Source organism: Arthrobacter sp. UYCu712, assembly GCF_040547005.1.
Lineage (GTDB): Bacteria > Actinomycetota > Actinomycetes > Actinomycetales > Micrococcaceae > Arthrobacter.
Map to the genome: position 1 here is coordinate 120,636 of NZ_JBEPOZ010000002.1, position 25,109 is coordinate 145,744.

General features: G+C 69.4%; 24 protein-coding genes and 2 pseudogenes. 4 read left to right on the forward strand and 22 right to left on the reverse strand.

All coding sequences use genetic code 11. The features are described from left to right. The first annotated feature begins 61 nt into the window (after positions 1-61). Positions 62-1,063, forward strand: a complete 1,002-nt coding sequence (locus tag ABIB51_RS02575; RefSeq protein ID WP_354185168.1) for a zinc-dependent alcohol dehydrogenase family protein — start codon at positions 62-64, stop codon at positions 1,061-1,063. Between the two features lie 6 nt (positions 1,064-1,069). On the opposite strand, the gene ABIB51_RS02580 is transcribed toward ABIB51_RS02575, so the two are convergent. From ABIB51_RS02580 to ABIB51_RS02605, 6 genes are all read right to left on the reverse strand, one after another. Further along, positions 1,070-2,050, reverse strand: coding sequence for a polysaccharide deacetylase family protein (locus ABIB51_RS02580; RefSeq protein WP_354185170.1), 981 nt, complete (start codon positions 2,048-2,050; stop codon positions 1,070-1,072). A gap of 73 nt (positions 2,051-2,123) precedes the next feature. Continuing rightward, entirely contained in the window at positions 2,124-2,933 is an 810-nt protein-coding gene (locus ABIB51_RS02585) for a glycosyltransferase family 2 protein (RefSeq protein WP_354185172.1), read from the reverse strand. 3 nt (positions 2,934-2,936) lie between these two features. Next, on the reverse strand, positions 2,937-4,352 hold the full coding sequence (locus tag ABIB51_RS02590) for a PIG-L family deacetylase (RefSeq protein WP_354185174.1): 1,416 nt from the start codon (positions 4,350-4,352) through the stop codon (positions 2,937-2,939). After that, on the reverse strand, positions 4,346-5,419 hold the full coding sequence (locus tag ABIB51_RS02595; RefSeq protein WP_354185176.1) for an acyl-CoA dehydrogenase family protein: 1,074 nt from the start codon (positions 5,417-5,419) through the stop codon (positions 4,346-4,348). The genes ABIB51_RS02590 and ABIB51_RS02595 overlap by 7 nt, the downstream gene beginning before the upstream one ends. A 160-nt stretch (positions 5,420-5,579) precedes the next feature. Further along, positions 5,580-6,257, reverse strand: coding sequence for an O-methyltransferase (locus ABIB51_RS02600; RefSeq protein WP_354185178.1), 678 nt, complete (start codon positions 6,255-6,257; stop codon positions 5,580-5,582). A gap of 64 nt (positions 6,258-6,321) precedes the next feature. Further along, entirely contained in the window at positions 6,322-6,699 is a 378-nt protein-coding gene (locus ABIB51_RS02605; protein ID WP_354185180.1) for a thiamine-binding protein, read from the reverse strand. A gap of 133 nt (positions 6,700-6,832) precedes the next feature. Between ABIB51_RS02605 and ABIB51_RS02610 the strand changes: the two genes are divergently transcribed. Beyond that, positions 6,833-7,465, forward strand: a complete 633-nt coding sequence (locus ABIB51_RS02610) for a TetR/AcrR family transcriptional regulator (RefSeq protein WP_354185182.1) — start codon at positions 6,833-6,835, stop codon at positions 7,463-7,465. Between the two features lie 57 nt (positions 7,466-7,522). On the opposite strand, the gene ABIB51_RS02615 is transcribed toward ABIB51_RS02610, so the two are convergent. The 5 genes from ABIB51_RS02615 to ABIB51_RS02635 form a co-directional block, all read right to left on the reverse strand. Beyond that, positions 7,523-7,744: a hypothetical protein gene (locus ABIB51_RS02615; RefSeq protein ID WP_354185184.1), complete on the reverse strand. Its 222-nt coding sequence runs from the start codon at positions 7,742-7,744 to the stop codon at positions 7,523-7,525. Between the two features lie 58 nt (positions 7,745-7,802). Further along, positions 7,803-8,114, reverse strand: coding sequence for an AzlD domain-containing protein (locus ABIB51_RS02620; RefSeq protein ID WP_354185186.1), 312 nt, complete (start codon positions 8,112-8,114; stop codon positions 7,803-7,805). Continuing rightward, positions 8,111-8,833, reverse strand: coding sequence for an AzlC family ABC transporter permease (locus tag ABIB51_RS02625; RefSeq protein ID WP_354185566.1), 723 nt, complete (start codon positions 8,831-8,833; stop codon positions 8,111-8,113). The genes ABIB51_RS02620 and ABIB51_RS02625 overlap by 4 nt, the downstream gene beginning before the upstream one ends. A 20-nt stretch (positions 8,834-8,853) precedes the next feature. Further along, complete coding sequence (locus ABIB51_RS02630) at positions 8,854-9,306, reverse strand: DoxX family protein (RefSeq protein ID WP_354185188.1); 453 nt, start codon at positions 9,304-9,306, stop codon at positions 8,854-8,856. 73 nt (positions 9,307-9,379) lie between these two features. Continuing rightward, complete coding sequence (locus ABIB51_RS02635; RefSeq protein ID WP_354185190.1) at positions 9,380-10,279, reverse strand: glycerophosphodiester phosphodiesterase; 900 nt, start codon at positions 10,277-10,279, stop codon at positions 9,380-9,382. 51 nt (positions 10,280-10,330) lie between these two features. On the opposite strand from ABIB51_RS02635, the gene ABIB51_RS02640 reads away from it, so the two are divergent. After that, a complete protein-coding gene (locus tag ABIB51_RS02640; RefSeq protein ID WP_502916061.1) occupies positions 10,331-11,638 on the forward strand; it encodes a DUF445 domain-containing protein in 1,308 nt (435 codons plus the stop codon). 19 nt (positions 11,639-11,657) lie between these two features. On the opposite strand, the pseudogene ABIB51_RS02645 reads toward ABIB51_RS02640, so the two are convergent. From ABIB51_RS02645 to ABIB51_RS02670, 6 genes and pseudogenes are all read right to left on the reverse strand, one after another. Next, positions 11,658-12,545 (reverse strand): annotated as a pseudogene (locus ABIB51_RS02645) (MFS transporter); the annotation flags it as partial. 87 nt (positions 12,546-12,632) lie between these two features. Continuing rightward, positions 12,633-13,346, reverse strand: a pseudogene (locus ABIB51_RS02650) (molybdopterin dinucleotide binding domain-containing protein); the annotation flags it as partial. An 89-nt stretch (positions 13,347-13,435) separates the two neighbouring features. After that, a complete protein-coding gene (locus ABIB51_RS02655; RefSeq protein ID WP_354185192.1) occupies positions 13,436-14,185 on the reverse strand; it encodes a 5-oxoprolinase subunit PxpA in 750 nt (249 codons plus the stop codon). Then, entirely contained in the window at positions 14,176-15,039 is an 864-nt protein-coding gene (locus ABIB51_RS02660) for a hypothetical protein (RefSeq protein WP_354185570.1), read from the reverse strand. The genes ABIB51_RS02655 and ABIB51_RS02660 overlap by 10 nt, the downstream gene beginning before the upstream one ends. Positions 15,040-15,131: 92 nt before the next feature. Continuing rightward, positions 15,132-15,404 carry a hypothetical protein gene (locus ABIB51_RS02665; protein ID WP_354185194.1) on the reverse strand — a complete coding sequence of 91 codons (273 nt, stop codon included), beginning with the start codon at positions 15,402-15,404 and terminating at the stop codon, positions 15,132-15,134. A 151-nt stretch (positions 15,405-15,555) separates the two neighbouring features. Further along, complete coding sequence (locus tag ABIB51_RS02670; RefSeq protein WP_354185196.1) at positions 15,556-16,929, reverse strand: NAD-dependent succinate-semialdehyde dehydrogenase; 1,374 nt, start codon at positions 16,927-16,929, stop codon at positions 15,556-15,558. Between the two features lie 226 nt (positions 16,930-17,155). On the opposite strand from ABIB51_RS02670, the gene ABIB51_RS02675 reads away from it, so the two are divergent. Then, positions 17,156-18,463 (forward strand): MFS transporter, encoded by a 1,308-nt coding sequence (locus tag ABIB51_RS02675; protein WP_354185198.1) that lies wholly within the window; start codon positions 17,156-17,158, stop codon positions 18,461-18,463. 87 nt (positions 18,464-18,550) lie between these two features. On the opposite strand, the gene ABIB51_RS02680 is transcribed toward ABIB51_RS02675, so the two are convergent. The 5 genes from ABIB51_RS02680 to ABIB51_RS02700 all read right to left on the reverse strand — a co-directional run bounded on the left by ABIB51_RS02680 (position 18,551) and on the right by ABIB51_RS02700 (position 24,881). Beyond that, positions 18,551-20,881 carry a glycoside hydrolase family 65 protein gene (locus ABIB51_RS02680; protein WP_354185200.1) on the reverse strand — a complete coding sequence of 777 codons (2,331 nt, stop codon included), beginning with the start codon at positions 20,879-20,881 and terminating at the stop codon, positions 18,551-18,553. Positions 20,882-20,971: 90 nt separating this feature from the next. After that, positions 20,972-21,712: an HAD family hydrolase gene (locus ABIB51_RS02685; RefSeq protein ID WP_354185202.1), complete on the reverse strand. Its 741-nt coding sequence runs from the start codon at positions 21,710-21,712 to the stop codon at positions 20,972-20,974. 108 nt (positions 21,713-21,820) lie between these two features. Beyond that, a complete protein-coding gene (locus ABIB51_RS02690) occupies positions 21,821-22,855 on the reverse strand; it encodes a LacI family DNA-binding transcriptional regulator (RefSeq protein WP_354185204.1) in 1,035 nt (344 codons plus the stop codon). 178 nt (positions 22,856-23,033) lie between these two features. Continuing rightward, positions 23,034-23,651 carry an alpha/beta hydrolase gene (locus ABIB51_RS02695; protein WP_354185206.1) on the reverse strand — a complete coding sequence of 206 codons (618 nt, stop codon included), beginning with the start codon at positions 23,649-23,651 and terminating at the stop codon, positions 23,034-23,036. A gap of 9 nt (positions 23,652-23,660) precedes the next feature. Beyond that, positions 23,661-24,881, reverse strand: coding sequence for a beta-ketoacyl-[acyl-carrier-protein] synthase family protein (locus ABIB51_RS02700; protein ID WP_354185208.1), 1,221 nt, complete (start codon positions 24,879-24,881; stop codon positions 23,661-23,663). Positions 24,882-25,109 lie beyond the last annotated feature (228 nt).

Sequence of the window (25,109 nt, forward strand, 5' to 3'; positions counted from 1 at the left end):
ACGCTGCCTCCGAAGCCCCGGCTCTTCAGGAACTACGGAAGCGCAAGGAGAGGAGGGCGTTGTGCGAGCCTGGCGGGTTGGGCGGCCTGGACCGATCAGTACCGGCCCCATGATTTTCGGGAAGTGCCAGGACCCCGCGCCGGGTCCCGGCGAGGTGCTGGTGCGGGTCAGCGTCTGCGGGGTCTGCCGGACAGACCTGCACCTGGCCGAGGGCGACCTGCCGCCAAGGCACGCCGGAACCATACCGGGCCACGAGATCGTCGGTGAAGTCCTCCAATGCGGTGCGAAGGCCAGCCGGTTCAAACCCGGCGAACGCGTCGGGGTGGCCTGGTTGGGCGGCACCTGCGGTTCCTGCCGGTTTTGCCTGCGTGGCCAGGAGAATCTTTGTTTGTCTCCAACGTTTACGGGGTGGGACCGCGACGGCGGGTATGCCGAGCTGATCACCGTGGCCGAGAGGTTTGCCTACCGGATTCCGGACCTCTTTTCGGATGAGGAGGCTGCGCCGCTGCTGTGCGCGGGCATCATCGGCTACCGGGCCGTGGCCCGTGCGGAGCTGCCCATCGGCGGCAGGTTGGGGATCTATGGTTTCGGCGCATCGGCGCACCTGGCCGCCCAGATCGCCCTCTACCGGGGTGCCCGGGTGTACGTCATGACCCGGTCCGAGGATGCCCGCCGCCTCGCCCTGCGGCTCGGGGCCACGTTTGCCGGCAGCGCGGAGGAGGCCCCGCCCGAACCGCTCGATTCCGCAATCCTCTTCGCACCGGTAGGAGGTCTGGTGCCCGCGGCGCTTCGTGCCCTGGACCGCGGCGGAACCCTCGCCGTCGCCGGCATCCATCTGAGCGACATTCCGCCGTTGAATTACGCCAGGGAGCTGTTCCAGGAACGCCAGCTCCGCAGCGTCACTGCCAACACCAGGGCCGACGGCGAGGAGTTCTTCCGCATCGCGGCCGAGATCCCCCTGCGCCCCACCACCGTGGTGTATCCGTTTTCCGCCGCGGACAAGGCCCTGCAGGACCTGGCAAAGGACCGGATCACCGGCGCCGCCGTGCTCAACATGGCCTGAGCCGGCCTACTTCAGCAGGGCATCGAGGGCCGTGAAGCCGAAGCCGGCCTGCCGGATCCGGGTGATGACGTGGATGAGGGCATCGGCGTCGAGCGTGGACCCGTCGTCGGGGTTGGATCCGATGTGCATCAAGACAATCTCCCCCGGTTGCAGCTGCCCGAGGACCCTGTCGGCCACCACCTGCGCCGTGATTCCGCCGCTGGAGCCCTTCCATCCGAGGGTGTCCACGGTCCAGCGGACCGGCAGGTAGCCGAGGCGGTTCACGGTGGCGATGGTGCGGGCGTCGCGCGCCCCGAAGGGGAACCGGAACAACGGCCGGGGGTCCCCGCCGGCCGATTGAATGGCCTGTTGCGCCCGGAGGACCTCGTCCGCGATCGCTGCGTCCTGGAGGCCGGTGAATCCCGGATGCGTCATCGAGTGGTTTCCCAGGCGGTGGCCGCCCGCCACAATCGAGGCGACGCCTGCCGGGTTGGCGCTGGCCCAGCTGCCCGTCAGGAAGAACGTGCCGCGCACGCCCGTGGTGGCCAGCGTCTGGAGGATGCTGGGCAGGCCGGCCGAATTGGCTCCGGCGTCGAATGTCAGGGCCACCACCGGGCCGGCGCCGGGGATGAGTTCCAGGTCGCGTCCGGCGAGCGCGGCGGGGAACGGCGCCGCGCGCGGGACTCGAGCCGGGGGCGTTTGCTTCGGGGACCCGGGAGCGGGAGGCACAGGAGAGGGCGGTACGGGGGCGGCAGGCGCCGGCGACGACGGATCAGCAGGGGCCGGAACCAGGGTTTCCCGCGGTGCCGGGCTGGCGGAGGCAACCGGCGTCGGGATGCCGGCACTTCCGGTTGCCTGCCCGAAGGCCGTCCCCGTTGGCGCGGCTGCCGGTGCTGCGGCCGGCGGGCGCGCGGCCAAGGCGAGGGCCAGGATCACTGCGGCAGCCACGAGCGCAACGGCTGCCGACACCGCCAGCATGCGGCGCCGCCCGGAGAAAATCGACCACATGCTCCACTGTGGCACCATTGGACCCGCCGGGCCAGGGCCGAGGTGCCGGCCCCTTTGGCCGCCGCCGCGGCGGTCACTCCGCCGGCTGTGGACCTGCGGCGGCCGTCCCGTTCCGGCCGAGCGACCGGAGGTAGGCGCCGAAGCCGTGGGGGGCCCGGGCGTGGGTCCGGCCGGAGGTGAGCACCCGGATGCTGTCCGTCGCCGTGACCGTGAAGGCCCGGCTGCGCAGGCCCTGGACGAGGGTCCTGTCCTCGTGCGAAGAGAGCTTCGGAAAGCCTCCGGCGGCCAGGTAGGCCGAGGCCCGCACGCCGAAGTTCGCGCCGTAGATGTGCGGGTGGTTTTCCTCAAAGGGATGGCGCTCCAGCCAGCGCCGGAGCAGGTCCGGGTCCATCCCGGCGGGATCGGGTTCCACGGACCCCAGGACGGCATCGGCCCCTGATTCCGCAAACTCCAGCTGGCGCACGAGCCAGTTCGCCGGGACCCGCGAATCGGCGTCGGTGTTGGCGAGCCAGGTCCTCCCGGTCCACGGCGGTGGTGTCCAGCGCCTGCCCGGCGGCCTCCTGCCCGGTCCGCCGATTCCGGCGGCCCTGATGCCGGCGCCACGGCTCGCGCCGGCGTTGCGGAGGTTCACCTCGAGGACGCTGAAGCGCCGGTCTGCGGCGACGATTCGGGCCGTGATTGCGGCGGATCCGTCGGTACAGCTGTCCAGGACGACGGTAACCCGCACCCCGACGTCAGGCCGGTGCCGGTGCAACTCGTCGGCGGCCCGCTGAAGGGCGAACAGGGCCCGTTCCAGGTGCTCGGCTTCATTGTGGGCGGGCATGACCACAGCAACCGAATCGATGGCGTACCCGCGCGGCAGCGGAAGGGCCAGGGCAGCCATCCGTCACCGCCCCCGTTCTTGGGCGGAGTCCGCAGCATCATCCGGGGCAATCAGGACTTCGAGGAGGAAATCGCGTTCCCGGTAGAGGCCGGCGTCGGCCCAGCCAAGCTCCCGGCGCGCGGCGGCGTGGACCGAATCGCCGTCGAGCTCCCAGCCGGAGATGGGGTGCCGCCAGTGGCATAAGGCCAGCGTGCCGCCGGGCTGAAGGGCTGCCTTAACCTTTGCTAAGAGCTCGGACAGCTCGGCCGGCGCCAGGTAGTAGCCGACCTCGGAGACCACGATGAGGTCAAAGCTGCCCTCCGGCCACTCCTGCGGGACGGTGAGCTGGCGGGTCCGGGCCGCGGGCAGGTGGGCCAGGCGTTCGGCGGCGTGGGCCAGGGCGGTACCGCTTGCGTCCACGGCCAGGAAACTCCGACAGCGCTGCGCGAGGTCCACGCTGAGGGTCCCGATGGAGCAGCCGATCTCCAGGCCGGCCTCGTAGTCCCGCCCTGGCAGGGCGGCGAGCGTCAGCGAGCGCTTGCGCTGTTCATACCAGCTGGTGGTGTACTGCCAGGGGTCATCTTCGCGGTGATGGACGGCGTCGAAAATCCTTGCCGCATCCGCAGCGGCGTAGCCGTCCGGTGCACCGGCGGCGGCGGCCGGTCGCTGCCATGCGAAGGTCTCGAACGGCCGCTCGAAGTGCTGCAGGAAGGCCGGCGGCAGGAGCACTTCATCGCCCGGCTGCCCGGACAGCGCCCGGACCTGTGAGGTGTGGGAGTCCATGGCCGCAGCTTTGGCCTGCTGTTCGGCGCGGTCCAGGGGAAGGCGTAGCCAGGACTGCCACGCGGGGTCTGCCGGTCCGGCCCACAGCCAGTACCAGATGGGGTATTCAAGCAGTCCGTGGCCGCCGGCGCCGGCGACCTCGGCAGCGACGGAGCCCAGTACTTCATGGTCCGGGTGTCCGTCATGGCGGTAGGGGGCCACGAGGGTGATCCTTTCGGCGGGGCGGCCGGGGGACGCAGCGGCGTCGGTCACCGCCTGCTGCACCGCGGACCGGACCTCCTCCCGGTGCCCGGCCAACTGTCCATCCGGGAGGACCAGGTAGTGCCAGCCCGAGTCCGGCAGGACGTGCGCGAGGGCGCCGCCGAACTCCCGCAGCCGCACGGCGGAGAGGTGTTCCGGCGTCGTCGTGGGTGAACCGGGGTGCGAGGCCTCCCCTGCCGTTGCCAGCAGCACCCGGACGTCCGCGCCCAGCGCCTGAAGCCGTGCCAGGAGGCCGCCGGCACCGAGGGACTCGTCGTCGGGATGGGCCGCAAGGATCACGAAGGCCATGCCGGCGAGTTCGGCCGCGTCCAGCGGCAGTTCCGGGAGTGCGGGCAGCCCGCCTGCCGTCCAGGCGTGCTCGCCGGTCCCGGGATCGTTGTGCGTGAAGTTCACCACCGGTGGTCGCCTTTCAGCGTCAGGGCACCGAGCTGTGCGTCATCGCGCATGGCGTGGTGCTGGCGGATGTAGAGCGCGAGGTCGGCCATGCGTTTTCCGTAGGCCTCGTCGAAGGCGAGCGGGGCGGGCCCCAGGTTCTGGCTGACCAGCGCCTGGATACGTTCGGCGGCGGCGGCGACGTGTCCCCGGACCCGCAGGGCTTCGCTCCAGGCCTGGCCGCCCGGGAGGTCCCCGGCGTCGATCCGGGACGCGGTCTGCGCGAGGTAGCTGGTCAGGGCCGTCAGCGTGCGGTCGATCTCGCCAAGATGGGCCAGGGCGATCTGGTCCGGCTCGCGTCCGGCGTCGGCCGACTTCAGGAGGGATTCCCGGTAGCCACGGGCCACCGCGACGGCGCCGCCCAGCCAGCAGGCGGCGACTCCCATCCCGCCCCAGGCGAAGCCGGGGCGGCGGTAGTACCAGCCAGGGCCGCCCAGTGGCACCGCCGGGACACCGTCGAAGTGCACGGTGCCGCTGGGGACTTCGCGCAGCCCCCTGCTGGTCCATTCGGGATCCGCGAAGCTCACCCCGCGGGCGTGCAGGTCGACGGCGAAGGCTGCCCGGCCGCCGTCTTCGGTATGGGCGGTCAGCACGGCATGGTCCAGCTGTGCGGCGAGGGAACACCAGGGCTTCGAGCCGTAGAGCCGGACCCCGCCGCCGGCCGGTTCTGCCGTGAGGTGCAGTCCGGCGGCTTCGGCGGCAAAGACACCCCATACGCCCTTGAAGCGGATGTCCGTAAAGCCGGCTGCCTGGTCGAGGATGGCGGCGGCGTCCAGATGCGGCTCCAGGACCCGTCCGGCGGCGACGTCGACGGCGGTGACGGAGGCCAAGAGCTCCCAGAGGAATGCCGTCCGTCCGGCGCCGGGCTTCGGAGCGGCCGCTTCCGCCGTCTCGGCCAGATCCAGGAGCGCGGGGACATCACCGACGGCCGCGCTTGCCGCGGCCAGGAGTGGGTCCAGGACGGCCAGGTCCTCCGTCGAAGAGCTGATCCTCACAGCAAGGGGCGGATGGTTGTGGGGAGTCCCGTTCATTCGGTGGCCTGCATTCCTTCAAGAAGTCCGTGGGGTGCCGGTCGCGTCCGCGGCTGTCGGCCGGGGCCGCTCACTAAATCTAAGCATACTTAGTACTTGCTGCCGGACTGCGCCGCCGGGTACGGACAGCCGCAGGTCTGCCGCGGTCCAGTGGGCCCGCCTAGCGGACCCGGGCCAGGGCGAAGCCGTCCCAGCCTTTCGAGCCCACGGTCTGGATCACGGTCGCGTCCAGCCGCGGGTCCCCGCCGAGCATCTCCAGCGCGCTGATGATCCCTGGCGCGTTGACCTCGTCCATGCCCGGGTCCAGCACGGCGCCTTCCCAGACCACGTTGTCCATCACCACCGTGGTCCCGGACCGGCCGAGCCGGATGGCCCACTCGAGGTAGTACGCGTTGTTTTCCTTGTCCGCGTCGATGAAAACGAAATCGAAGGGCCCGGCGCCCTCATCCTGCAGGGCTTGCAGCGTGTCCAGCGCGGCACCGACCCGGATCTCCACCTTGTGGCCGAGTCCGGCGTCGTCGACGTTCGCGCGCGCCACTTCGGCATGTTTCGGGAGGTACTCGCACGTGACCAGCCGGCCGCCGTCGGGCAGCCCCTGCGCCATCCAGATGGTGCTGAAACCGGCCAGCGTCCCGATCTCCAGCACGCGGCGGGCACCGGAAAGCTGGACGAGCAGCTTCAGCAGCTTGCCGGCGTTGGGCGCCACTTCGATGGGCGGCATCCCCGCCGCCAGGGCACTGGCCACGGCGTGCCTCAGCGAGCTGTCAGGGTGGACAACGGCATCGGACAGGAAGTTTTCGACGGCGATCCAGCGGTCGGTGGGCTGATGCTCGAACATGCCCACAGTCTTCCAGCTGGCCGGGTCCCGCGGTAGCTTCCGGGCCGGTGCCTGTCTCCGGCGTTTAGTCCTGGCCCTGGGCCTTGGCGACGCCGATGGCCGATTCGAGACGGTCCAGTTTGCCGGTCAGTTCACCGGAGTAGCCGGGGCGGATGTCCGCTTTGATGACGAGCGAGACGCGGCTCCCGTACCGGCCCACAGCCTCCGTGGCACGCTTCACTACCGCGAAGACCTCGTCCCACTCGCCTTCGATGGTGGTGAACATCGAATCGGTGTGGTTGGGCAGGCCCGATTCCCGGACGATCCGCACCGCCTCGGCGACGGCGTTGTGGACCGAGGCCTCATCCGCCGCGGCAGCGGATTCCGGCCCGGCAGGGGAAGCTGAAGTGCCGGCCGCAACTGCGGGGCGGCCGGACGGGGCGACAGAAAATGCAAGCAACATGGCATTAGTCTGTCACGCGGCCGGAAGGCCGCCGGGGCCGGCCCTGGCGCCGATTTCGGTCCCGGAACCGTCATGTTGGCCGCTACCGGCCAGTAACAGCTTTACTCAACGTCCGCGTTGCTACCCTAGGCAAATGAACCGCGCAGTAGAAGGCAGGCCGCTCCGCGCTGACGCCGCGCGGAATGTGGACAAGATCATTACCGCAGCCCGTCAGTGTTTCCGTGAACACGGCCCGGAAGTCCCGCTTCAGACCATCGCCGTCACAGCCGGAGTCGGCCCGGCCACGCTGTTCCGCAACTTCGCGGACAAGGAAGAGCTGGTGCTCGCGGCACTGAACCGGCAGCTGCGGCTCCTGGTTGACCCGGTCATTGACGAAGCCCTCGCCGGCCCGGACGCAGCCGACGGACTCTTCCAGGTGATCGACGCCGTGATGGCCGTCGCCAGCGAGGAAGCCAATCTGCTCGGCGCCGTCGCCGGCCGGCGCGGCCTGCTGACCGGTATCACCGGCGAACTGTTTGAATCCGTGGCCGTGCTGCTGGGGCGGGGCCAGGGCCAGGGAACGCTGCGCAGCGACATTTCCATGACGGACCTGATCCGTCTCCTGGCCATGCTGATCGGCGCCGTGGACACGATGGAGGCCGGATCGGACGCATGGCGCCGGCCGGTGGCCCTGGTCGAGGACGCCATCCGCACGGAACGGCCGGACAGGCCACTGCCGCCGCAGTCGCCGTTGCCCGGCACCGCGTTCGACGCCATTCTCGGGTAACCCCGAAGGCTGCAGCTCATTCTCCGGCCCGCCGGACCGGGTTTCCCGCGGCAGGAATCAGTCCTCCGCCGGCTTCTCTTTGGCTTCGGACAGATGGTGCTGCAGTTTTTCCTCGGCCTCCCGGCGGCGGCGGGCCATCTCGCGCAGTTCCCGGGTGGACTCAGATCCCGCGGGCACAGCAGGCTCGTGGTGTTTGGGGTGGCGTCCCTTGCCCGAAGAGGCAGCCGCCGGACCCTCACCCGAGGCAGGAGCAGGCGCCCGAACGTCTTCGTCGCTCATAGTCGTATGCTCCCACTCGGCCCGCCGCGCCAGTAGGGGCTTAAGACCGTGCCGGGAATCAGCTCCAGCCCAGGAGCCGCAGTCCGGCGGCGGCACCGGCGCCGGCGAGGACCACCACCAGGAACGGCGCCCGGAAACACAGAGCGATCCCGGCCGCGGCCAGGGCTCCCAGCCGGGCGTCAAGCGCCAGCGACTGCCCGGAGGCCACCGCGTTCACGATCGTCAGGGATGCCAGCAGCCCGATGGTCATGGTCCCGGCAATCCTGGACATCCGGGGATCGCGGAGCAGGCCGGCAGGGACCAGATAGCCCAACAGTTTCCAGGCGTAGCCCAGCAGGCAGGCGAGCAGCAGCCACAGCCAAAGGTTCACGGGGCGTCTCCTGAGGGATGGGGATGGGCGGGGTGATGCCCCGGGTAGGGGTCCACATCCGGTTCCAGGCCCTCGTCAGTGCGGCCGTGGCTCAGCCAGCCGATTCCCGCTGCCACGACGGCGGCCACCAGGATCGGCACCCCGGCAGGCACGAACGGGACGGCCAGCACCGTGGCCAGCGCGCAGACGACGGCGATCGCCACCGGCTCGCGGCCCTTCAGCCGCGGCCAGAGCAGGCCCAGGAATGCCGCCACGGCCGCGCCGTCGAGACCCCACTGCTTGGGATCGCCCAACGCGGCCCCGGCGAGCGCGCCGACGGCGGTGAACAGGTTCCACAGCACGAAAATGCCGAGGCCTGCCGTCCAGAAGCCGCGCTTTTGCTCGAGCGGATCGGTCTGCCCGGTGCTGGTGGCGGTTGATTCGTCGATCGTCACGTGGGCCGCGGCAAACCGGAGCCAGCCGCCCGGCTTAAGCAAGGCATTGATCTGCATCCCGTAGATCCCGTTGCGCATGCCCAGCAACGTGGCCGCTCCCATCGCGGCGACGCCGGAGCCGCCTCCGGCGACCACCCCGATGAAGGCGAACTGCGAGCCGCCGCTGAACAGCAGCAGGCTCAGGGCCATCGTCTGCCAGAAGTCCAACCCGGAGGTGACCGACAAAGCACCAAAGGACACGCCATAGAGGCCGGTGGCGATGCTGATCGACAGCCCGACCCGCATGGCCGGTGACTGCAGGAGATTCACGGCCGCCGCCGCAGTGCGGGTTGGCGCAGGCTCCAGGCCCAGGCGATCAGCGGTGCCTGCACCGGGAGCCGCAGGGTGTGGACCCGGCGTTGCCGGGAGGAGCCGTCCGGCCCGTGGGCCCGGCGCAGGGCATCGATGTGTCCGGCCAGGAAAAGCGTGAACATGGCGGTGACGCAGCCGGCTGCGGCCCGGCGTGTTGCCGGGATCAGGAGTCCGGCGGCGGCACCGGCTTCCAGCAGCCCGCTGGCGGCCACCCATTCGTCCCGGGACAGCACGGCGAGTGCAGTGTTGGCGCGGGTGCCGGCGTCGTCCCGGCACAGGAAATCCGGGACCACCGGGTGGAAGAACGCGGGGTCGCGGAAGTGTTTTCCGGCGCTGGCCAGCAGCAGTGCGCTCAGGGCAGCCGCGGAAAGGGTCTGGGTGGCCCGGCCGGACCAGCGAAATGGCATGGAACAACTCAATCACAGCCACGGAGCCCGGTGGAACTGTGCGGCTGCGCCGCCGCCCCCTGAAACAGAGCGGTCAGCGGAGCGGCCGGCTGCCGTCCGAAAGCTGGGCGAGGACCTCCGCCGGCCGGTTCGTGGTGATCTCATGGATGCCCAGTTCCTGGCAGAGGGCGACGTCGCCTTCCTCGTCCACCGTCCACACCCGGAACCGCCGTCCGGAGTCGAGCCAGCGCCGGACAGTCCGGGCGTGCCCGCGGAGGTAGTCGATGCCGGGTCCGGCCATGCCGACTTCGCAGTCGTCCAGGATCCGCATGCCCTCCAGCTGGGCGGCCTTCATGACGTTCGCGAGCGCACCGCCGGTGAGTGCCCCGAGGCCCAGTTCCTCGCGGATTTCCTCCACGTTGACGTCGTCGACGAGTTGGCAGACCGCCTCCGCCGGGACGGATTTGAGCAGGTGCTTCACCGAATCCGGGCTGAAGCTCATGAAGGACACCTTGATGCCATCCAGCATCGACGTATCCGGATCCCAGCCCTCGGCTTTGAGGACGTCAAGGACGCGGTCTTCCAGCTTGAGCAGGTAGGGGCTGGGGTGCTTGAGCTCGATCGCGAGCCCGATTGCCCGCCCGGCCGCCCGGAGCATGTCCAGCAGTTCGGGGAGGGTCAGGAACTGGGTCGATGTGCCGCCGTACTCGGCGGGAATACGGGCGCCCTTCCAGGAGGAGAAGTCCAGCAGGCGGAGTTCGTGGAGGGTCCGTTCGGCGACCGGACCGGTGCCGTCGGAGGTGCGGTCCAGGTTGGCGTCGTGCAGCAGCACCGCCTGCTGGTCCCGGGTCAGGTGGATGTCGCATTCGACGCCGTCGGCGCCGTCTGCGATGGCCTGCAGGTAGGCGGCGCGGGTGTGCTCGGCGAAGGCCCCGCTGGAGCCCCGGTGGGCGTAGACCAGCGGACGGACGTCGCGGAACTCGTCAGTCGTCATGCTGACACGTTAGCGGACCGGACCCGCAAGGAGCCGGACTAGGCTGGGCACATGCAGGTGAACACTGATCGAATCCCCCGGCCCGCACCGGGCGCCGCCGTCGAACACCGGCTCAGCCCGGCTGACGCCGAAAAAGCCGCGGCGCTGCGGAAGATGAAGCTGCTGGCGGTGTCGCTGCTGATCGTCATGGCGGTCATCTTTGTGCTCGCCTTCGCCCTGCAGAAGCAGTATCCGTGGCTGCAGTACGTCCGGGCCGCTGCCGAGGGCGGCATGGTGGGCGCCCTGGCCGACTGGTTTGCCGTCACGGCCCTGTTCAAATATCCGATGGGCCTGAAGATCCCACACACCGCCATCATCCCGCGCCGCAAGGACCAGATCGGGGCCTCGCTGGGCGATTTCGTGGAAACCAACTTCCTCTCCGAGCAGGTGGTCCAGGAGAAGCTTGCCTCCGTGGACATCGCCCGCAAGGCGGGCGCCTGGCTGTCCGGGCCCGGCGGCGCCGACCGCGTCGCGAAGGAAGGCGCCGCCGTCATCCGCGGCGCGTTCACGGTGCTGAACGACGACGACGTCCAGGCCGTGATCGAGGGGATGGTCCGCAAACACCTGCTCACACCGCCGTGGGGGCCTCCCGTGGGCCGGCTCGCGCAGCGGATTTTCGACGACGGCCACCACCACGCGCTCGTGGACCTGCTGGTTGACCGCGCGGTGGACTGGGTGCGGGACAACCACGAAACCGTCAACAGGCTTGTCACGGACCGTTCGCCCACGTGGGTGCCGACCTTCGTGGACGGGCTCGTGGGCGACAAGGTCTACGTGGAGATCCTGAAGTTCACCCGGGCAGTGCAGGCCGATCCGCAGCATCAGGTCCGGCTGTCCATCGACAAATACCTCAAGGAACTCGCGCAGGACCTGCAGCACGATCCTGTCATGATCGCCCGCGCCGAAGGCATCAAGGCCCAGGTGCTGGGCGACCCCGAGATCCGCGAGCTCGCCTCCCGCACGTGGGGCACCATCAAGGCGGCGCTGCTCACCGCCGTCGACGATCCGCACAGCGAGCTGACGGTACGGTTCAAGGCCGCCGTCCACGATTTCGGTACCCGGCTGGTGGTCGACCCCGAGCTGGCCGGCAAGGTGAACAAGTGGATCGGCGACGCCGCGGGCTACCTCGTAAAGACCTACCGCTCGGACATCGCCGGCGTGATCACCGATACCGTGGCCCGCTGGGACGCCGAGGAAACCTCGCAGAAGATTGAGCTCCAGGTGGGCAGGGACCTGCAGTTCATCCGGATCAACGGTACCGTGGTGGGCGCCCTCGCCGGGCTGGCCATCTTCACGGTGGCGCACCTGGTGTTCGGCTAGTCCCCAGGCGGAACACCGGCTAGGCGGCCCCGACCTTCGCAGGGCTCCGGCCACGGACGGCGAAGATCGCGAACGCCAGGGCCACCAGGGCCGTGACCACCAGGAGCAGCAGCCCGATCGAGTAACTGTGCGTCGCGGCGTCGTACGTTGCGCCCATCACGAGCGGCGGGAAGTAGCCGCCCAGGCCGCCGGCCGCGCTGACCACCCCGCTGATGCTGCCGACCTTGCCCTGCGGCGCGAGGATACCCACCCACGCGAACACCCCTCCCGCGCCCAGACCCAGCGCCGCAGCCATGGCGACGAACGTCAGCCCGGCGGGGATTTCGCCGTCGAGCCGGAGGTTCACCACCCAGGCGAGCACCGCGACGCCAGCGAGCGAGACGAGCACCACCGGCTTGGGGCCGATCTTGTCCGCGAGCACTCCGCCCACCGGCCGGGCCAACACGGCGGCGAGGGCGAAACCTGCGGTGCGGGCACCGGCGCCACTGGGATCGAAGGCGTAGACATCGCGGAGGCAGGTGGGCAGGTAGGTCGCGAAGGATACGAATCCGCCGAAGACGACGGCGTACAGGAAGCACATCTTCCACGTGACCGCGGTCTTGGCGGCGTCGAGCAGCTTGGGCAGCATGGGGCCGGCGCTCCGGGACCAACCGGGGGATTCTTTCATCAGGAACCACACAAGCGCAGCCATGACTGCGAGGATCCCAGCGATCAGCAGGTGGGTGGGGACGTACCCGATTCCGGCGACCAGCCGAGGGTTCAGGAAGGCGGCCAGCGCGGTCCCGCCCATGCCCGCCCCGAAGACGCCGGTGGCGAAGCCCCGGCGGGACGGCTCGTACCAGGCGCTGACAAAGGGAATCCCGACGGCGAAGACGGTCCCGGCAACCCCGAGCAGCACGGTTGGTCCAGGCCTGTTTGCAGGTCACGGAACAGGTGTGGCAGCCGATGCATTTGTCCAGGTTCATGACCATGCCCATTTGAGCCATGACACGCATCAGTACTGCACCTCCTGTGAACGACGGCGGACGGTGGCCACCATGTCGCGCTGGTTGCCGGTGGGGCCAAGGTAGTTGAACGCGTAGGCCAGCTGGGCGCAGCCGCCGATCAGGTGCGAGGGTTTGACCAGCAGCCGGGTGACGGAGTTGTGGATGCCCCCGCGCCTTTCCGTGGCCTCGGACTTCGGCACGTCGATGGTGCGTTCCTGCGCGTGGTGGACGTAGACCACGCCGGCGGGCATCCGGTGGCTGACGATTGCCCGGGCCACGAGGACGCCGTTGATGTTCAGGCACTCCACCCAGTCGTTGTCCTTGACCTCGATGGCGGCGGCATCGGCCGGACTCATCCAGACTGTGGGTCCGCCGCGGGAGAGCGAGAGCATCAGCAGGTTGTCCTGGTATTCGGAGTGGATGGACCATTTGGAGTGCGGGGTCAGGTAGCGGACCACCACCTCCATGGCCCCGTCCCGGCCGAGCTTGGGCTCACCGAACAGGCGGTGCATGTCCAGCGGCGGCCGGTAGATCGGCAGGGCCTCGCCGATGTCGATCATCCAGTCGTGGTCGAGGAAGAAGTGCATCCGCCCGGTCAGGGTGTGCCACGGCTTGAGCCGCTCCACGTTGATGGTGAACGGGGCGTAGCGGCGTCCGCCGGTCTCGGAACCGGACCATTCCGGCGAGGTGATCACGGAGCCCTCGGACAGGTCCGCCAGTTTTCCGGCCCGGATAGGGCCTTAGGGCACTGGGCACCCGTCTGCCGTGCCGGCTGACGCACGGCGGCGTCGAAGGTCAAACCTGCCGAGGTTTAGGCGAAGCTCTCCAACTCGACGCCGGCGTCCGCCAGCGCCGTGCGGACCGCGGTGGCCGTGGCGGCGGAGCCGGGGGCGTCTCCGGCGATGGACAGGGAGTGCGCTTCGATCCGGAGGACGGTGCCGTCGACGGCCTCGATTTCGCTCTTCGTGGCGAGGCGGACGGCCCGTTCGGCGATCTGCCCGTCGTCGTGCAGCCGGCCGCCGTCCTGCGAGCGCGGCACCAGGGTGCCGTCCGGGAGGTAGGCGCGGTCGGCGAAGGCTTCGGCGAAGACGGGGTGGCCCGCTTCTTCCGCGATCGCGAGCAGCGCGGATCCTGGAAAGCCGAGGACCGGCAGCCCCGGGTCGTAGGCCTGGATGGCCGCGATCACGGCGGAGGCCTGTTCGGCGTCGCGCACCGTCCGGTCGTAGAGGGCCCCGTGCAGTTTGACGTAGTCCACCGAGGCGCCGACGGCGTGCGCCACGCCGTCCAGCGCGCCGAGCTGGTAGAGCACCGCGCCGAAGAGGTCGTCGAAGGACATGTCCAGGGACCGGAGGCCGAAGCCGGCAAGGTCCGGGTAGCCGATGTGGGCGCCCACCCGGACGTCGAGCTCATAGGCTGCCCGGCAGGTGTCCAGCATTGTCACGGGGTCGCCGGCGTGCAGCCCGCAGGCCACGCTGGCGCTGGTGATGAGCGGGAACATGGCGGCGTCGTCGCCCATGGTCCAGGTCCCGAAGGACTCTCCGAGGTCAGCGTTCAGATCCAAAAGTTGCCGCCTTCGTGTGCAGGGTCTTTCCGGGGGCCGGGGCCGGACGGGGTGGCCGGGCCGGTGATGGAGGGGGCGTCCTGGACTGCGGTGTCCGCTGTCGATTGCAGCTCGCCGGGAATCGTGTCCGGCATGGATCCGAAGGCTTCGTTGGCGTTGGCCACGACGGCGCGTCCCATCACCCGGTTGCCGACACCGCCCACGACGGCTCCGATGCCGAAGGGCAGTGCCCGGCCCAAAAGGGCCGTACCCTGGGTTTTCAGCAGGCTCCGGAGGAACATCGACTGGATCCGTTCGCGCACATTGCCGAACCCGGCCAGCGGGACGCGTCGCGAGAAAATCGAGCCCCAGGCCTGGGTGGGACCCTTGCCCTGTCCGGCGGCCTGGCCGCTCAGCGAACTGATCAGCGCGGTGCCCTCCTCGCCGAGCATGATGGCCATGACCATGGTGCTGGCCTTCTCCGGGTCGACCATCCGGACGCCGTGCAGCTCGGCGAGCGAGGTGGCGAAGAGCGCGGTGGCCTCCAGGAAACCCACGGTCGCGGCGGCCGAGAGACCCAGGGCAGCGACGGTCCCGACGCCGGGGATCACGGCGGATCCGCCCACCAGCGCACCGCCGCCGGTGACGGCGAGCAGATAGTCCCGCTCCAGCTTGGCGGCGAGCTGCGCCGCCGTGGCGTGCGGATGCCGCTTCTGCAGGCGGCGGAGGTTCGCCAGCACGATCGGGCGCTGGATTTCGACGGCCCGCAGGAGCACGTTCTGGATGCCCGGCTTGGGTTTGCCCTCGGCATCGAACATCGCATTGTGGGCGGTCTTCTGGGCCATTTTCATTGCCGGGTTGCTGCGCTTGGCCATCATCGCCTCTCGTCGGAACCGGAACACTCGGTGCGTGCGGACAGCCGGCGGCCGTCATTACGCCTTAACACTAGGCCACGCCCGGGGCAGCGTCAGAGCGCCCAGGATTCCGCAATGGCCAGGAAAGCCGACGACGCCGGGCCGCGCGGGCCGGGATAGACCGTGGCGGCCCCCGGCCACTCCATGCCGAACTCCGTGAGCCGCCCCGTGCTGGAGGGCAGGTAGACATTGCTCAGCGAGGCGCTGGCGTCCCCGAGCTGGAAGTCGGCGGACGCGAACTGCCGGCGGTCCAGCACCCCGCCGATGGCCAGTTCGGCCTTGTGCCCTGTGGCGCGCAGCCCGCTCCCGGTGGCCGGAATATCCATGCTAGGAGCCTAACCGGCCGCGGCCGGGACCGCCGGAAGCGCCCCTCCGCGCCTTGGAAGTTTCGTCCCGAACCCCGGACAACGGCCGAAGGCGTGCCGGGCCGGCCGCAGACCGGTCCGGCACGCCGCCGCGCGCGACTCCTGACCCGCCCTACCGGGGAGTGCGGATGAGCTTCTTGTTCACGAACTCATCCATGCCGAACCGGGCCAGCTCCCGGCCGACACCCGAGCGCTTGACGCCGCCGAAGGGCAGGTCCGCCTGGGTTTCCGCGACGGAGTTGATGAACACCATGCCGGTATCGAGCTGGTCGGCCACGTCCTTGGCCTTCTGTACATCCGCGCTGAAGACCGAGCCGCCCAGTCCATAGGGGGAACCGTTGGCCAGCTCGATGGCTTCCTGCGCCGTGGCGACCTTGTAGATGACCGCGGCCGGGCCGAAGAGCTCCTCGGAGAAGGCGCGCATGGCCGGGGTGACGTCGGTCAGTACGGTCGGCTCCACAAAGGCGCCCGGACCGTCCACGTGGCGGCCGCCGGTCCGGAGCGTGGCGCCCTTGTCCACGGCGTCCCGGATCTGCTCGACGAGTCCGTCGGCGGCACTTTGTGAGGACAGCGGGCCGAAGGTGGTTTCCTGAAGCAGCGGATCCCCCGGCTTGATCCTCGCCATGCGTGCCGTAAATTTCTCGACGAAGGACTCATAGAGGTCCGCCATCACGATGAACCGCTTGGAGGCGGTGCAGGCCTGGCCCCCGTTGCCCATCCGTCCGGCGACGGCCGCCTTCACGGTGGCGTCAAGGTCGTCGGAGTCCAGGACAATGAACGGGTCGCTGCCGCCCAGTTCGAGGACGTACTTTTTCAGGTTCCGGCCCGCGACCTCCGCCACGGCCGAACCGGCCCGCTCGCTGCCGGTGAGGGAGACGCCCTGGATGCGGTCATCGGCGATGACCTCGGCAACCTGGTCGTTCGTGAGGAACAGGTTCACGTAGGCGCCCTCCGGGAGGCCGGCCTCGTGGAAGATCTCCGCGATGGCGAGCGCGGACTGCGGGCAGCTGCCGGCGTGCTTGAGCAGGATGGTGTTGCCCAGGATCAGGTTCGGAGCCGCGAACCGGGCCACCTGGTAGTAGGGGTAGTTCCACGGCATGATGCCCAGGAGCGGCCCGACAGGGGCGGAACGGACCACGGCCTCGCCGCCGCCGCGGACGTTGAGCGGCTCGTCCCTGAGGAACCCCGGCCCCTCGGTGGCGTAGTACGAGTAGATGTCGGCGACGAGCTTCACTTCGCCGCGGGCCTGGGCCAGGGGCTTGCCCATTTCGGTGCTGATGAGCCGCGCGAGTTCGTCCCGGCGTTCCAGGTACAGCTCCGCGACGCGTGCCATGACCTTGGCGCGGTCCTCGACCGGACCGGACCGCCAGGCCCGGTACGCCTCGTGCGAAGCCGCGAGGGCCTGCTCCACCTCGGCCGCTGTTGCGACCGGGAATTCCTTCAATGTTTCTCCGGTTGCGGGGTTCACTGTCTTGTAGGCAGTCATTGATCCACCATCTCCGTTTCGTGGCTAGTCGAGCCGAATCAGGCGCGGGGCCGCAGCACTGCAAGCAGCGCCGGCGGCGGACCCGGCCTCGTGCGTGGACCCGGTTGTCCGGATGGGGACAACCGGGTCCTGTCAGGCTGCAACCGGGATTGCCGGCGGACTATTCCATTGATTCCTTCCACGGCACGGTCTGCGGCGCGCCGGACGTGGCACCTAGACTGGAGCCATGCGCGCATTGAGAGCCCTTCAGCCGTTCGCGCACCGTGAGTACCGGGTGCTGATCGCGGCACTGGCCATCTCCATTTTCGGGTCCGGGATGTGGGCCGTTGCGATGGTCTACGAGGTGATCCACCTCGGCGGCGGCCCGCTGGAACTCTCCCTCGTAGCCGCGGCGGGTAGCGTGGGTCTGGTGTCGTTTGTGCTGGCCGGAGGCATTGCGGCGGACCGGCTGCCGCAGCGGCTCCTGATCATCGCAGTGGAGGGCGCCAACCTGGCCGTCATTGCGACCGTCAGCGGGCTGGCCATGGCCGGCTGGCTACAGCTCTGGCATCTGGCGCTCGGCTCGTTTGTGCTCGGCGTCGGGGCGGCATTTTTCTTCCCCGCCTACTCCGCGATCTTGCCGCGGATCCTGCCGCCGGATGACCTGCTGGCGGCCAACGGCATGGAGGGGACCATGCGGCCGATCCTGCAGCAGGCTGCGGGACCGGCGGTGGCGGGCATCCTGGTAGCGGCACTGTCCCCCTCGCATGCCGTCACCGGTGTTGCCGTCTGCCATCTGCTGGCGTTTGTCATCCTGAACTTCCTCCGCGGCCAGCACCGGGCGGCCGGGCAGGACGCGGCCGGCAGCCCGGGCCATCCGCGGGCCAAGACCTCGCTGCTGCACGATCTCCGGGAAGGCGTCAGCTACACAATCCGGACGCCATGGCTGCTGTGGACGCTGCTCTGGGCCTGTATTTCGGTGCTGTTCCTGATCGGTCCCATTGAGGTCCTCGTCCCGTTCGTGGTCCGGGACCAGCTCGGCGGCGACTCCCGCATGTTCGGTTTCCTGCTCGCCGTGATGGGCGTCGGAGGCGCCGCAGCCTCGCTCGCGACCGCTTCGTTCCCGCTCCCGCGCCGCTACCTCACCGTGATGATGGTGTCCTGGGGCGCCGGCAGCCTGCCGATCGCCGCCGTCGGCATCATGGACAGCTTCTGGGCCCTCGCGGCCGCACTGTTCATCTTCGGCGCCACCGGCGGCGTCGGCATGGTGATCTGGGGGACGCTGCTGCAGCGCCGGGTCCCGCCGCATCTGCTGGGGCGCGTCTCGAGCCTGGACTTCTTCGTCTCGCTGGCGCTCATGCCGGTCTCCATGGCCCTCGCGGGGCCGGCCGCGGCGGTGCTGCCTGTGTGGCTCATCTTCCTGGTGGCCGGGACCGTGTGCCCGGTAGTGGCCGTCGTCGCCATGGTGGTGGCCAGGATGCCCGCCGATGAACTGGCCCATCCGCTGGCCGGCGGCGCCGAGGAGCCGGCCCGGGACGGCCTGGTGGGCAGTTAGGGGCGGACCGACGCCGACCATCCGCCCTGAACTGCCCCCGCGGCAGGCTTATCACGTTCCGCGGCACCCCTTCGGGCTGCCGGCGCCTCAGACGCCGGCGCGGACGATCGGGATCGACGCCGTCGGGAGACCGCTGGGGAAGATTGTCGGTTCCGGGGCCGCGACAGGCGCCAGCGGAACCCGGACGGGGTCCCCACCGACGGTCAGCAGTTCCCCGCGCACGTCGACCTCGAGCGGTGCGCCCTCCCGGACGGTCAGGCTGAGAAAGTCCTGCGCCAGGCCGATGTGCAGCAGCCGGCCCTGGATCTTCAGGTGGAAGGACAGCCCGTCCCATTCGACGGGCAGCCGCGGGTCGAAGTACGGCACCGCGCCTTGGTCGCGCAGACCCGCGAAGCCGCTGACCAGCGAGCTCCAGACCCCGCCGGTGGAGGCGATGTGGACGCCGTCGATCGTGTTGCCGTGCGTGTCGTCAAGGTCGATGAACAAGGCGTGGGTGAAGTGGTCCAGCGCTGCCTGGCCGTAGCCGACCTCGGCCGCCATGATGCCCTGCACGCAGGCGGAGAGGGTGGAGTCTCCTGTGGTGATGGGGTCGTAGAAGTCGAAGGCGCGGCGCTTGTCCTCGGCGGAGAACTCCTGCCACTGCAGGAACATGGCCAGCACGCTGTCCGCCTGCTTGAGGACCTGGTGCCGGTAGATCACCAGTGGGTGGAAGTGCAGCAGCAGCGGGTACTGGGACCGCGGTGTGCTCCAGTCCCACGGCTCCAGGGTCATGAAGTCGTTGTCCTGCGAGTGCACCTGGAGGTCCTCGTCGTAGGGCAACTGCATCCGGTTGGCGGCCTGCTCCCAGAACTCGCGTTCGGCCTCGTCGATCTCCGGGTGGTCCAGCGCAGCGGCGGCGCGCAGGTTAAACCGGGCCATGACGTTGGTGTACAGGTTGTCGTTGACGACGGCGGTGTACTCGTCCGGGCCGGTGACGCCGTGGATGTGGAAGAGCCCGTCCTTGCCGAAGAAACCCAGTGAGGCCCACATCCGGGCAGTCTCGATCAGCAGCTCGGAGCCGAGGCTCTCCTGGAACCCCTGGTCGCCGCTGGCCCAGATGTAGCGGTTGGTCGCGAAGGCGATCGCGGCGGCGATGTGGAACTGGGCCGTGCCGGCGGCATAGTAGGCGCTGGCCTCGAGCCCGTTGATGGTGCGCCAGGGGAACAGGGCGCCGTCCACACTCAGCTCCTTGGCGCGGATCTTGGCCTCGGGCAGCATCTCGTGGCGGAACTCGAGGACCTGGCGGGCGTTGTCCGGGTTGGTGTAGGTCAGGTAGGGCATCAGGTACACCTCCTGGTCCCAGAAGTAGTGGCCGTCGTAGCCTGAGCCGCTGACGCCCTTGGCCGGGATGCCGGCGACGTCGGCGCGGGCCGTCGCCTGGGCCAGCTGGAAGAGGTTCCAGCGGACGGCCTGCTGGACTTCGGTCTGTCCGGCGAGGACGATGTCGCTCGTGGCCCAGTAGCCGCTGTAGTGCGCGGCGCTTTCGGCGAAGATGTCCGCGAGCGGCCTGAGGCCGGCTTCGGCGTCGTCGGCCAGGTCCGCCGAGGCCTGCCCGACGGCGTAGCTGACGCTCTTCTCCAGCACGAACGGCTCGTCGGCGCCGACTGCCAGCACGTAGCGGACGCTGCTGTCGTCCTCGTGCACCTGGGTGTCGAAGGGCTGCACGCCGGCGTTCGTCCAGTGGTCCACGGCCAGGCCGATGCGCTGTTTGGATTCGGCGGTCTCCCAGGACAGGCGCAGCGAGCCGTCGCCGCCGTCGAGCCGCACCGGGAGAAGCACGCGGCCGGCGTGGCGGCCGGCACGGCGCGGGTCGTGGGCCGAGTGGTCCTCGACCGGCTGGTCCTGGCGGTTGATCACGGAGGACGTCACGTCCGCGGAGACGTCCCGGTCCGTGGCGAGTTCCAGCGAGATGCCGAGCGCACCGCGGGACTCATAGCCGACGGCGCGTCGTTCGGTGGTGGTCACGGTGGCACCGGAGCGGCACTGCCAGGTGATCCGGCATTCGTATACGCCGGTGGCGAAGTCGACGCTCCGCCGGTAGTCCAGCACGGTGGATTCGTCCAGGTTCAGGGTTTCGCCGTCGATGATCACCGTGAAGTTGTTGGCGTCCGGGATGTAGAGGATCCGCTGGCCGGTGCGGGCGAAGCCGTAGGCGTTCTCCGCGTGCTTGATGTCCCAGGTTTCGTGGAAGCCGTTGATGAAGCTGCCCGGCAGATCGGCGTCGGCGGCTGCCCAGTGGGCGCCGCGGATGCCGAGGTGGCCGTTGCCCAGGCTGAAGAGCGTCTCCAGCGTGCCGGCGCTGCCGGGGAGGTGGACGGTTTCAACGAGCTGCCAGGGGTCGTTGGGGAACCGTGCGCGGTCCGAGGTGATGAGTGCCATGGTGGGGATTTCCTTAGGGCGGTGAAGGTGCTGCGCGGTGAAGGTGCTGCGGTGAAAGTGTCTGCGTGCCCTGCCGGGCGGTTGGTGAGGCTAGAGGAGCTCTTCGAGGTCGTTGACCACCAGGGTGGCTCCCGCGGCCAGCAGGGTCTGGCGGCCCGCGCCCCGGTCCACGCCGATCACCGAGTGGAAGCTCCCCGCACTTCCGGCCTGGACCCCGGAGACGGCGTCCTCGACGACGACGCAGTCCTCGCTGGGCAGGCCCAGCAGCCGGGCGGCGTACTCGTAGGTTGCCGGGCTGGGCTTGCCGGGCAGTCCTTCGGCCACGGCGACGACGCCGTCCACCACCACCGGGAAGTAGTCCGAGAGTCCGGCAGCCTTGAGCACCGCCGGGGCGTTCCGGGAGGAGGAGACGACGGCGACCTTGAGCCCGCGGGCCAGCGCGGCGTCGATGAACCGCACGGAGCCTTCGTAGGGCTTGACGCCGCCGGCCTCGACGATGTCGTTGAAGACCTTGTTCTTGCGGTTGCCCAGGCCGTGGACGGTGTTGTGCGCCGGGTCGTCATCCAGCGGGCCCTCCGGCAGCACGATGTTGCGGGAGGACAGGAAGTCGCGCACGCCGTCGAAGCGCGGCTTGCCGTCGACATGGTCGAAGTAGTCGCTTTCGCGGTAGCCCGGCGCCTCGGGGATGGTCTTGAGGAAGCCGTCGAAGAGTTCCTGCCAGGCCCGCTCGTGCACGATCGCGGTGGGCGTCAGGACACCGTCGAGGTCAAAGAGGATGGCGGAAGCGCCGGAGATCGCTTCGGCAGCGGCGCCGTTGGGAAGCTCGGTCATGATTCGGTGTCCTTTCAGACCTTGGCGGGAATTCAGTGGTGGCCACGCGTGAAGGCACGCCGTGGACGGGAACCTCTGGAGGGGGTGGCCCACGGGCGGCCGCCGGCGTCAGCGCCGGCGTCGGGTGCTTCTGCGCTCTACCAGTTTGGTTTCCAGCACGTGGCTGGCGGGGGGATTCGGAAGCCCCGAGCGGTGAAGTCTCTCAATCAGCAGATTGGCCGCGAAGGCGCCCTGATCGGCTACCGGCTGGGCGATTGTGCTCAGTCCCAGGAACCAGCTCATCTGATGATCATCTATTCCAATGATGGACACGTTTTTCGGCGTTGACAAACCGAGGTCCCGGACGGCCATCAATGCACCGAACGCGGTTTCGTCGCAGCCGGCGAAGATCGCGGAGGGCATCCTGCGGTTTTCGATGAGCTCGGTCATGGCCCTCCGGCCGCCCTCGATGCTGGATCCGGCGTCGATCACGAGGTCCGGGTCCACCGTCAGATCGTGCTCGTCGAGGGCGCGTTCAAAGCCCTTCAGCCGCTCGTTGGCGGTGACCAGGGAGGGTTCGCCGATTTCGCTGCCGGCCAGCATGGCAACGTCCCAGTGGCCGAGTCCGAGCAGGTGGCTGGTCGCGGCGTGCGCCGCGTCCTCGTTGTCGATGCCGACGTTGTCCCAGGGGACGTCGTGCATGCCCACGCTGGCCACGGCCAGCCCGGAGCCGGCGAGGGCTGCCATTTCGGCTTCGCTGAGGGCGATATTGAGCAGCAGCACGCCGTCCACCCGCTGGGAAAGGCCTTCAAGGTCGGCAAAGAGCTTGCGGGCCAGGCTGGGCCTGTTCCGGAGACTGATCAGGACGGTGTCGTACCCGCTGTCCGCAAAGACTTCCTCGGCAGCTTCGACGGCCTGGGCAAAGAACCACGCCGTGGCGGTCGGGGCGATGATGGCCACGGAGCCGGTGCTTCCGCCGGCAAGCCGCGACGCCGCGGAGGAGGCCTTGTAGCCGAGCTTCGCGGCCGCGCCGCTGACCCGGGTCTGCGCTGCTTCGGAGACATTGGGCAGGTTGCGCAGCGCCCGGGAGACGGTGCAGATGGAGAGCCCGGACAGCGCGGCGACGTCCTGGATGGTCACGCGCGGGGTCTTCCCCTGCAGCACGGGGCGTCGCCCCTTCCTCCCCCGAAGTAGTTGGCCGCGGTAATGGCCGAAGTCGAGTGTAAGCGCTTACAAAATTGGCGCGCAAGTAGACCAATAAATAAATAAGGGCTTTTGGCCCTACTCTGGCGGGTCCGCGAGGTAGCGCCCGGCGGGGCGGGGCTGCCGGATCCCCGCAGTGTCAGCGGAGCACATAGTGGCGCAGGAAGGCCCCGACGTCCACGAGCTCCTCCTTGGAGATGCTGTGACCCATCCCGGGATAACTGCGTGCCGTGAGCTGGGTGTGCTCCTGGAGCCATTCTGCGGTGTGTTCCGTGGCGGCGTCGTTGATCACCAAATCGTCCTTGTCCCTGCCCCAGAAGAACGGCGGCCGCACATCGAAGGACTCGCTCATGGCCAGGAGCTCGTTGTCCAGGACGAAGCCGGACAACCCCACGACGGCCCGGAACTGTTCCGGCCGCAGCCGGAGCAGGGTGCTTGCCATGGCCATTCCCTGCGAGAAGCCCAGCAGGCTGACGCTGGCGTGCCGGGCCTTGACGGACTCGATCCAGGCGAAGACGGCGTTCGTGGAGGAGATGACGTCCGCGAAGTCGTGGGTCAGGAAATAATCCAGCAGGAACCAGCCGTGGTGGTCCCCGATCACCTTGGGGCCGCGCAGGGCGACGCACGTGAAGTCCGGCGGGAGGCCGTCGAACAGCTTCGCCATCCGGGACTCGTCCGTCCCGTAGCCGTGCATCATCACCAGCAGCGGGGTCCCGGCACGTTCGTGTTCCGGTTTCGACCAGACGACTGTCTCCATCGGGCCAGCCTAGCTTCCTGTGATCACCAGGGCCGTGCTGTGCCCGCCGAATCCAAAGGCATTCGCTATCCCCGCCGTCGCCGGGAGTCCCTTGACGGTTTCCGCGATGATGTTCAGGTCGATTCTCTTGTCCGGGTCCTCAAGGTTTCGCGTTCCGGGGAACGCCCCGGTCCGCAACGCCTGGACCATAACGATCGCGCCGAGCGCACCGGCGCCGCCGAGGAGGTGCCCGGTGAGGGACTTCGTGGACGTGACCGGCACCTGGTTGCCGAGGACTGCCTTGATGGCTTCCGCCTCCAGCCGATCGCCCACCGGGGTGGACGTCGCGTGGGCATGGACCAGCCCGATGTCCTTGGGTACAAGGCCCGCCGCCGCGATGGCCTTTTCCATCACACGCCGCTGCATGGCGGGATCGGCAGCCACGATGTCGACGGCGTCGGATGTCACGGCCGTTCCGGCTATCACGCCAAGTATTTCGGCACCGCGGGCGCGGGCATGGTCTTCGCGTTCCAGCACCAGGATCCCGGCGCCTTCGGCCAGCACGAATCCGTCCCGGTCCCGGTCGAAGGGCCGCGATGCGGATTCGGGGTCACCGTTCCGGGTGGACAAGGCGCGGATCTGGGCGAACCCGCTGAGGATGAGGCCGTTGACGCAGGAGTCCACTCCGCCGGCGATCACCACATCCGCGGCGCCGGCCCGGATCATGTCTGCCGCCTGGGAAATGGCCTCCGCGCCCGAGGCGCAGGCGCTCACCGGGGTCCGCGCACCGCCCTTGGCGCCGACTTCCATGGACACCCAGGCGGAGGGGGCGTTGGCCATGATCCGGGTAAGGGTGTGCGGGGATACTCTGCGGGGGCCGCTGGCATCGAGTGCCCGGGTCTGCTCCAAGGTGGTGTCCAGGCCGCCGTAGCCGGAGCCGATCACCACTGCCAGCCGTTCCGGGTCGGCGTCCGGGCGGCCGGCCTGCGCCCAGGCCTCCCTGGCCGCAATAAGCGCCAGCTGCCCGCACCGGTCCATCCTCTTGTACTCGGGCGTGGAGAGCAGCGAAGCGACGTCGGCGGTCACCCGGCCTGCCATCCGGACGGGCAGCTCCTGCGCCCAGTCCTGGTCGAGGGCCGTGATTCCGGAGCGCCCGGCCAGGAGTGCGGACCAGGTTTCGGCGGCCGTGCCGCCGACGGGGGTCACCGCGCCAAGCCCGGTGACAACGATCCTGGGGGAAACTTCAGACATTGCTTACCGTGTTTCTGTGAGGCCCGCCGGTGCGCCCGCCAGCATGCGGGGGCGGTGTGCGGGGGCGGTGTGCTTCAAGGGCTGACGCCCGTGCACCCCTTAAGAGTACGTGCGATCCCCGGCGCGGAGCCGCCCCGCGGGCGTCCTGCTGGTTCCGGGCCGTCTTGGTGGAGAAGTCGGCGATCGGCCGGAGTTCGTCGTCGGGCCAGGAGATCCGCTCGGGAAACG

Bases quoted from the DNA above. Each gene is read 5' to 3' on its own strand.
- ABIB51_RS02580 (WP_354185170.1), bottom strand. From the start codon at position 2,050: ATGTGGTCGATTTTCTCCGGGCGGCGCCGCATGCTGGCGGTGTCGGCA.
- ABIB51_RS02585 (WP_354185172.1), bottom strand. From the start codon at position 2,933: ATGGCTGCCCTGGCCCTTCCGCTGCCGCGCGGGTACGCCATCGATTCG.
- ABIB51_RS02595 (WP_354185176.1), bottom strand. From the start codon at position 5,419: ATGAACGGGACTCCCCACAACCATCCGCCCCTTGCTGTGAGGATCAGC.
- ABIB51_RS02600 (WP_354185178.1), bottom strand. From the start codon at position 6,257: ATGTTCGAGCATCAGCCCACCGACCGCTGGATCGCCGTCGAAAACTTC.
- ABIB51_RS02605 (WP_354185180.1), bottom strand. From the start codon at position 6,699: ATGTTGCTTGCATTTTCTGTCGCCCCGTCCGGCCGCCCCGCAGTTGCG.
- ABIB51_RS02610 (WP_354185182.1), top strand. From the start codon at position 6,833: ATGAACCGCGCAGTAGAAGGCAGGCCGCTCCGCGCTGACGCCGCGCGG.
- ABIB51_RS02615 (WP_354185184.1), bottom strand. From the start codon at position 7,744: ATGAGCGACGAAGACGTTCGGGCGCCTGCTCCTGCCTCGGGTGAGGGT.
- ABIB51_RS02625 (WP_354185566.1), bottom strand. From the start codon at position 8,833: ATGCGGGTCGGGCTGTCGATCAGCATCGCCACCGGCCTCTATGGCGTG.
- ABIB51_RS02630 (WP_354185188.1), bottom strand. From the start codon at position 9,306: ATGCCATTTCGCTGGTCCGGCCGGGCCACCCAGACCCTTTCCGCGGCT.
- ABIB51_RS02635 (WP_354185190.1), bottom strand. From the start codon at position 10,279: ATGACGACTGACGAGTTCCGCGACGTCCGTCCGCTGGTCTACGCCCAC.
- ABIB51_RS02640 (WP_502916061.1), top strand. From the start codon at position 10,331: ATGCAGGTGAACACTGATCGAATCCCCCGGCCCGCACCGGGCGCCGCC.
- ABIB51_RS02660 (WP_354185570.1), bottom strand. From the start codon at position 15,039: ATGGCCAAGCGCAGCAACCCGGCAATGAAAATGGCCCAGAAGACCGCC.
- ABIB51_RS02665 (WP_354185194.1), bottom strand. From the start codon at position 15,404: ATGGATATTCCGGCCACCGGGAGCGGGCTGCGCGCCACAGGGCACAAG.
- ABIB51_RS02670 (WP_354185196.1), bottom strand. From the start codon at position 16,929: ATGACTGCCTACAAGACAGTGAACCCCGCAACCGGAGAAACATTGAAG.
- ABIB51_RS02675 (WP_354185198.1), top strand. From the start codon at position 17,156: ATGCGCGCATTGAGAGCCCTTCAGCCGTTCGCGCACCGTGAGTACCGG.
- ABIB51_RS02680 (WP_354185200.1), bottom strand. From the start codon at position 20,881: ATGGCACTCATCACCTCGGACCGCGCACGGTTCCCCAACGACCCCTGG.
- ABIB51_RS02685 (WP_354185202.1), bottom strand. From the start codon at position 21,712: ATGACCGAGCTTCCCAACGGCGCCGCTGCCGAAGCGATCTCCGGCGCT.
- ABIB51_RS02695 (WP_354185206.1), bottom strand. From the start codon at position 23,651: ATGGAGACAGTCGTCTGGTCGAAACCGGAACACGAACGTGCCGGGACC.
- ABIB51_RS02700 (WP_354185208.1), bottom strand. From the start codon at position 24,881: ATGTCTGAAGTTTCCCCCAGGATCGTTGTCACCGGGCTTGGCGCGGTG.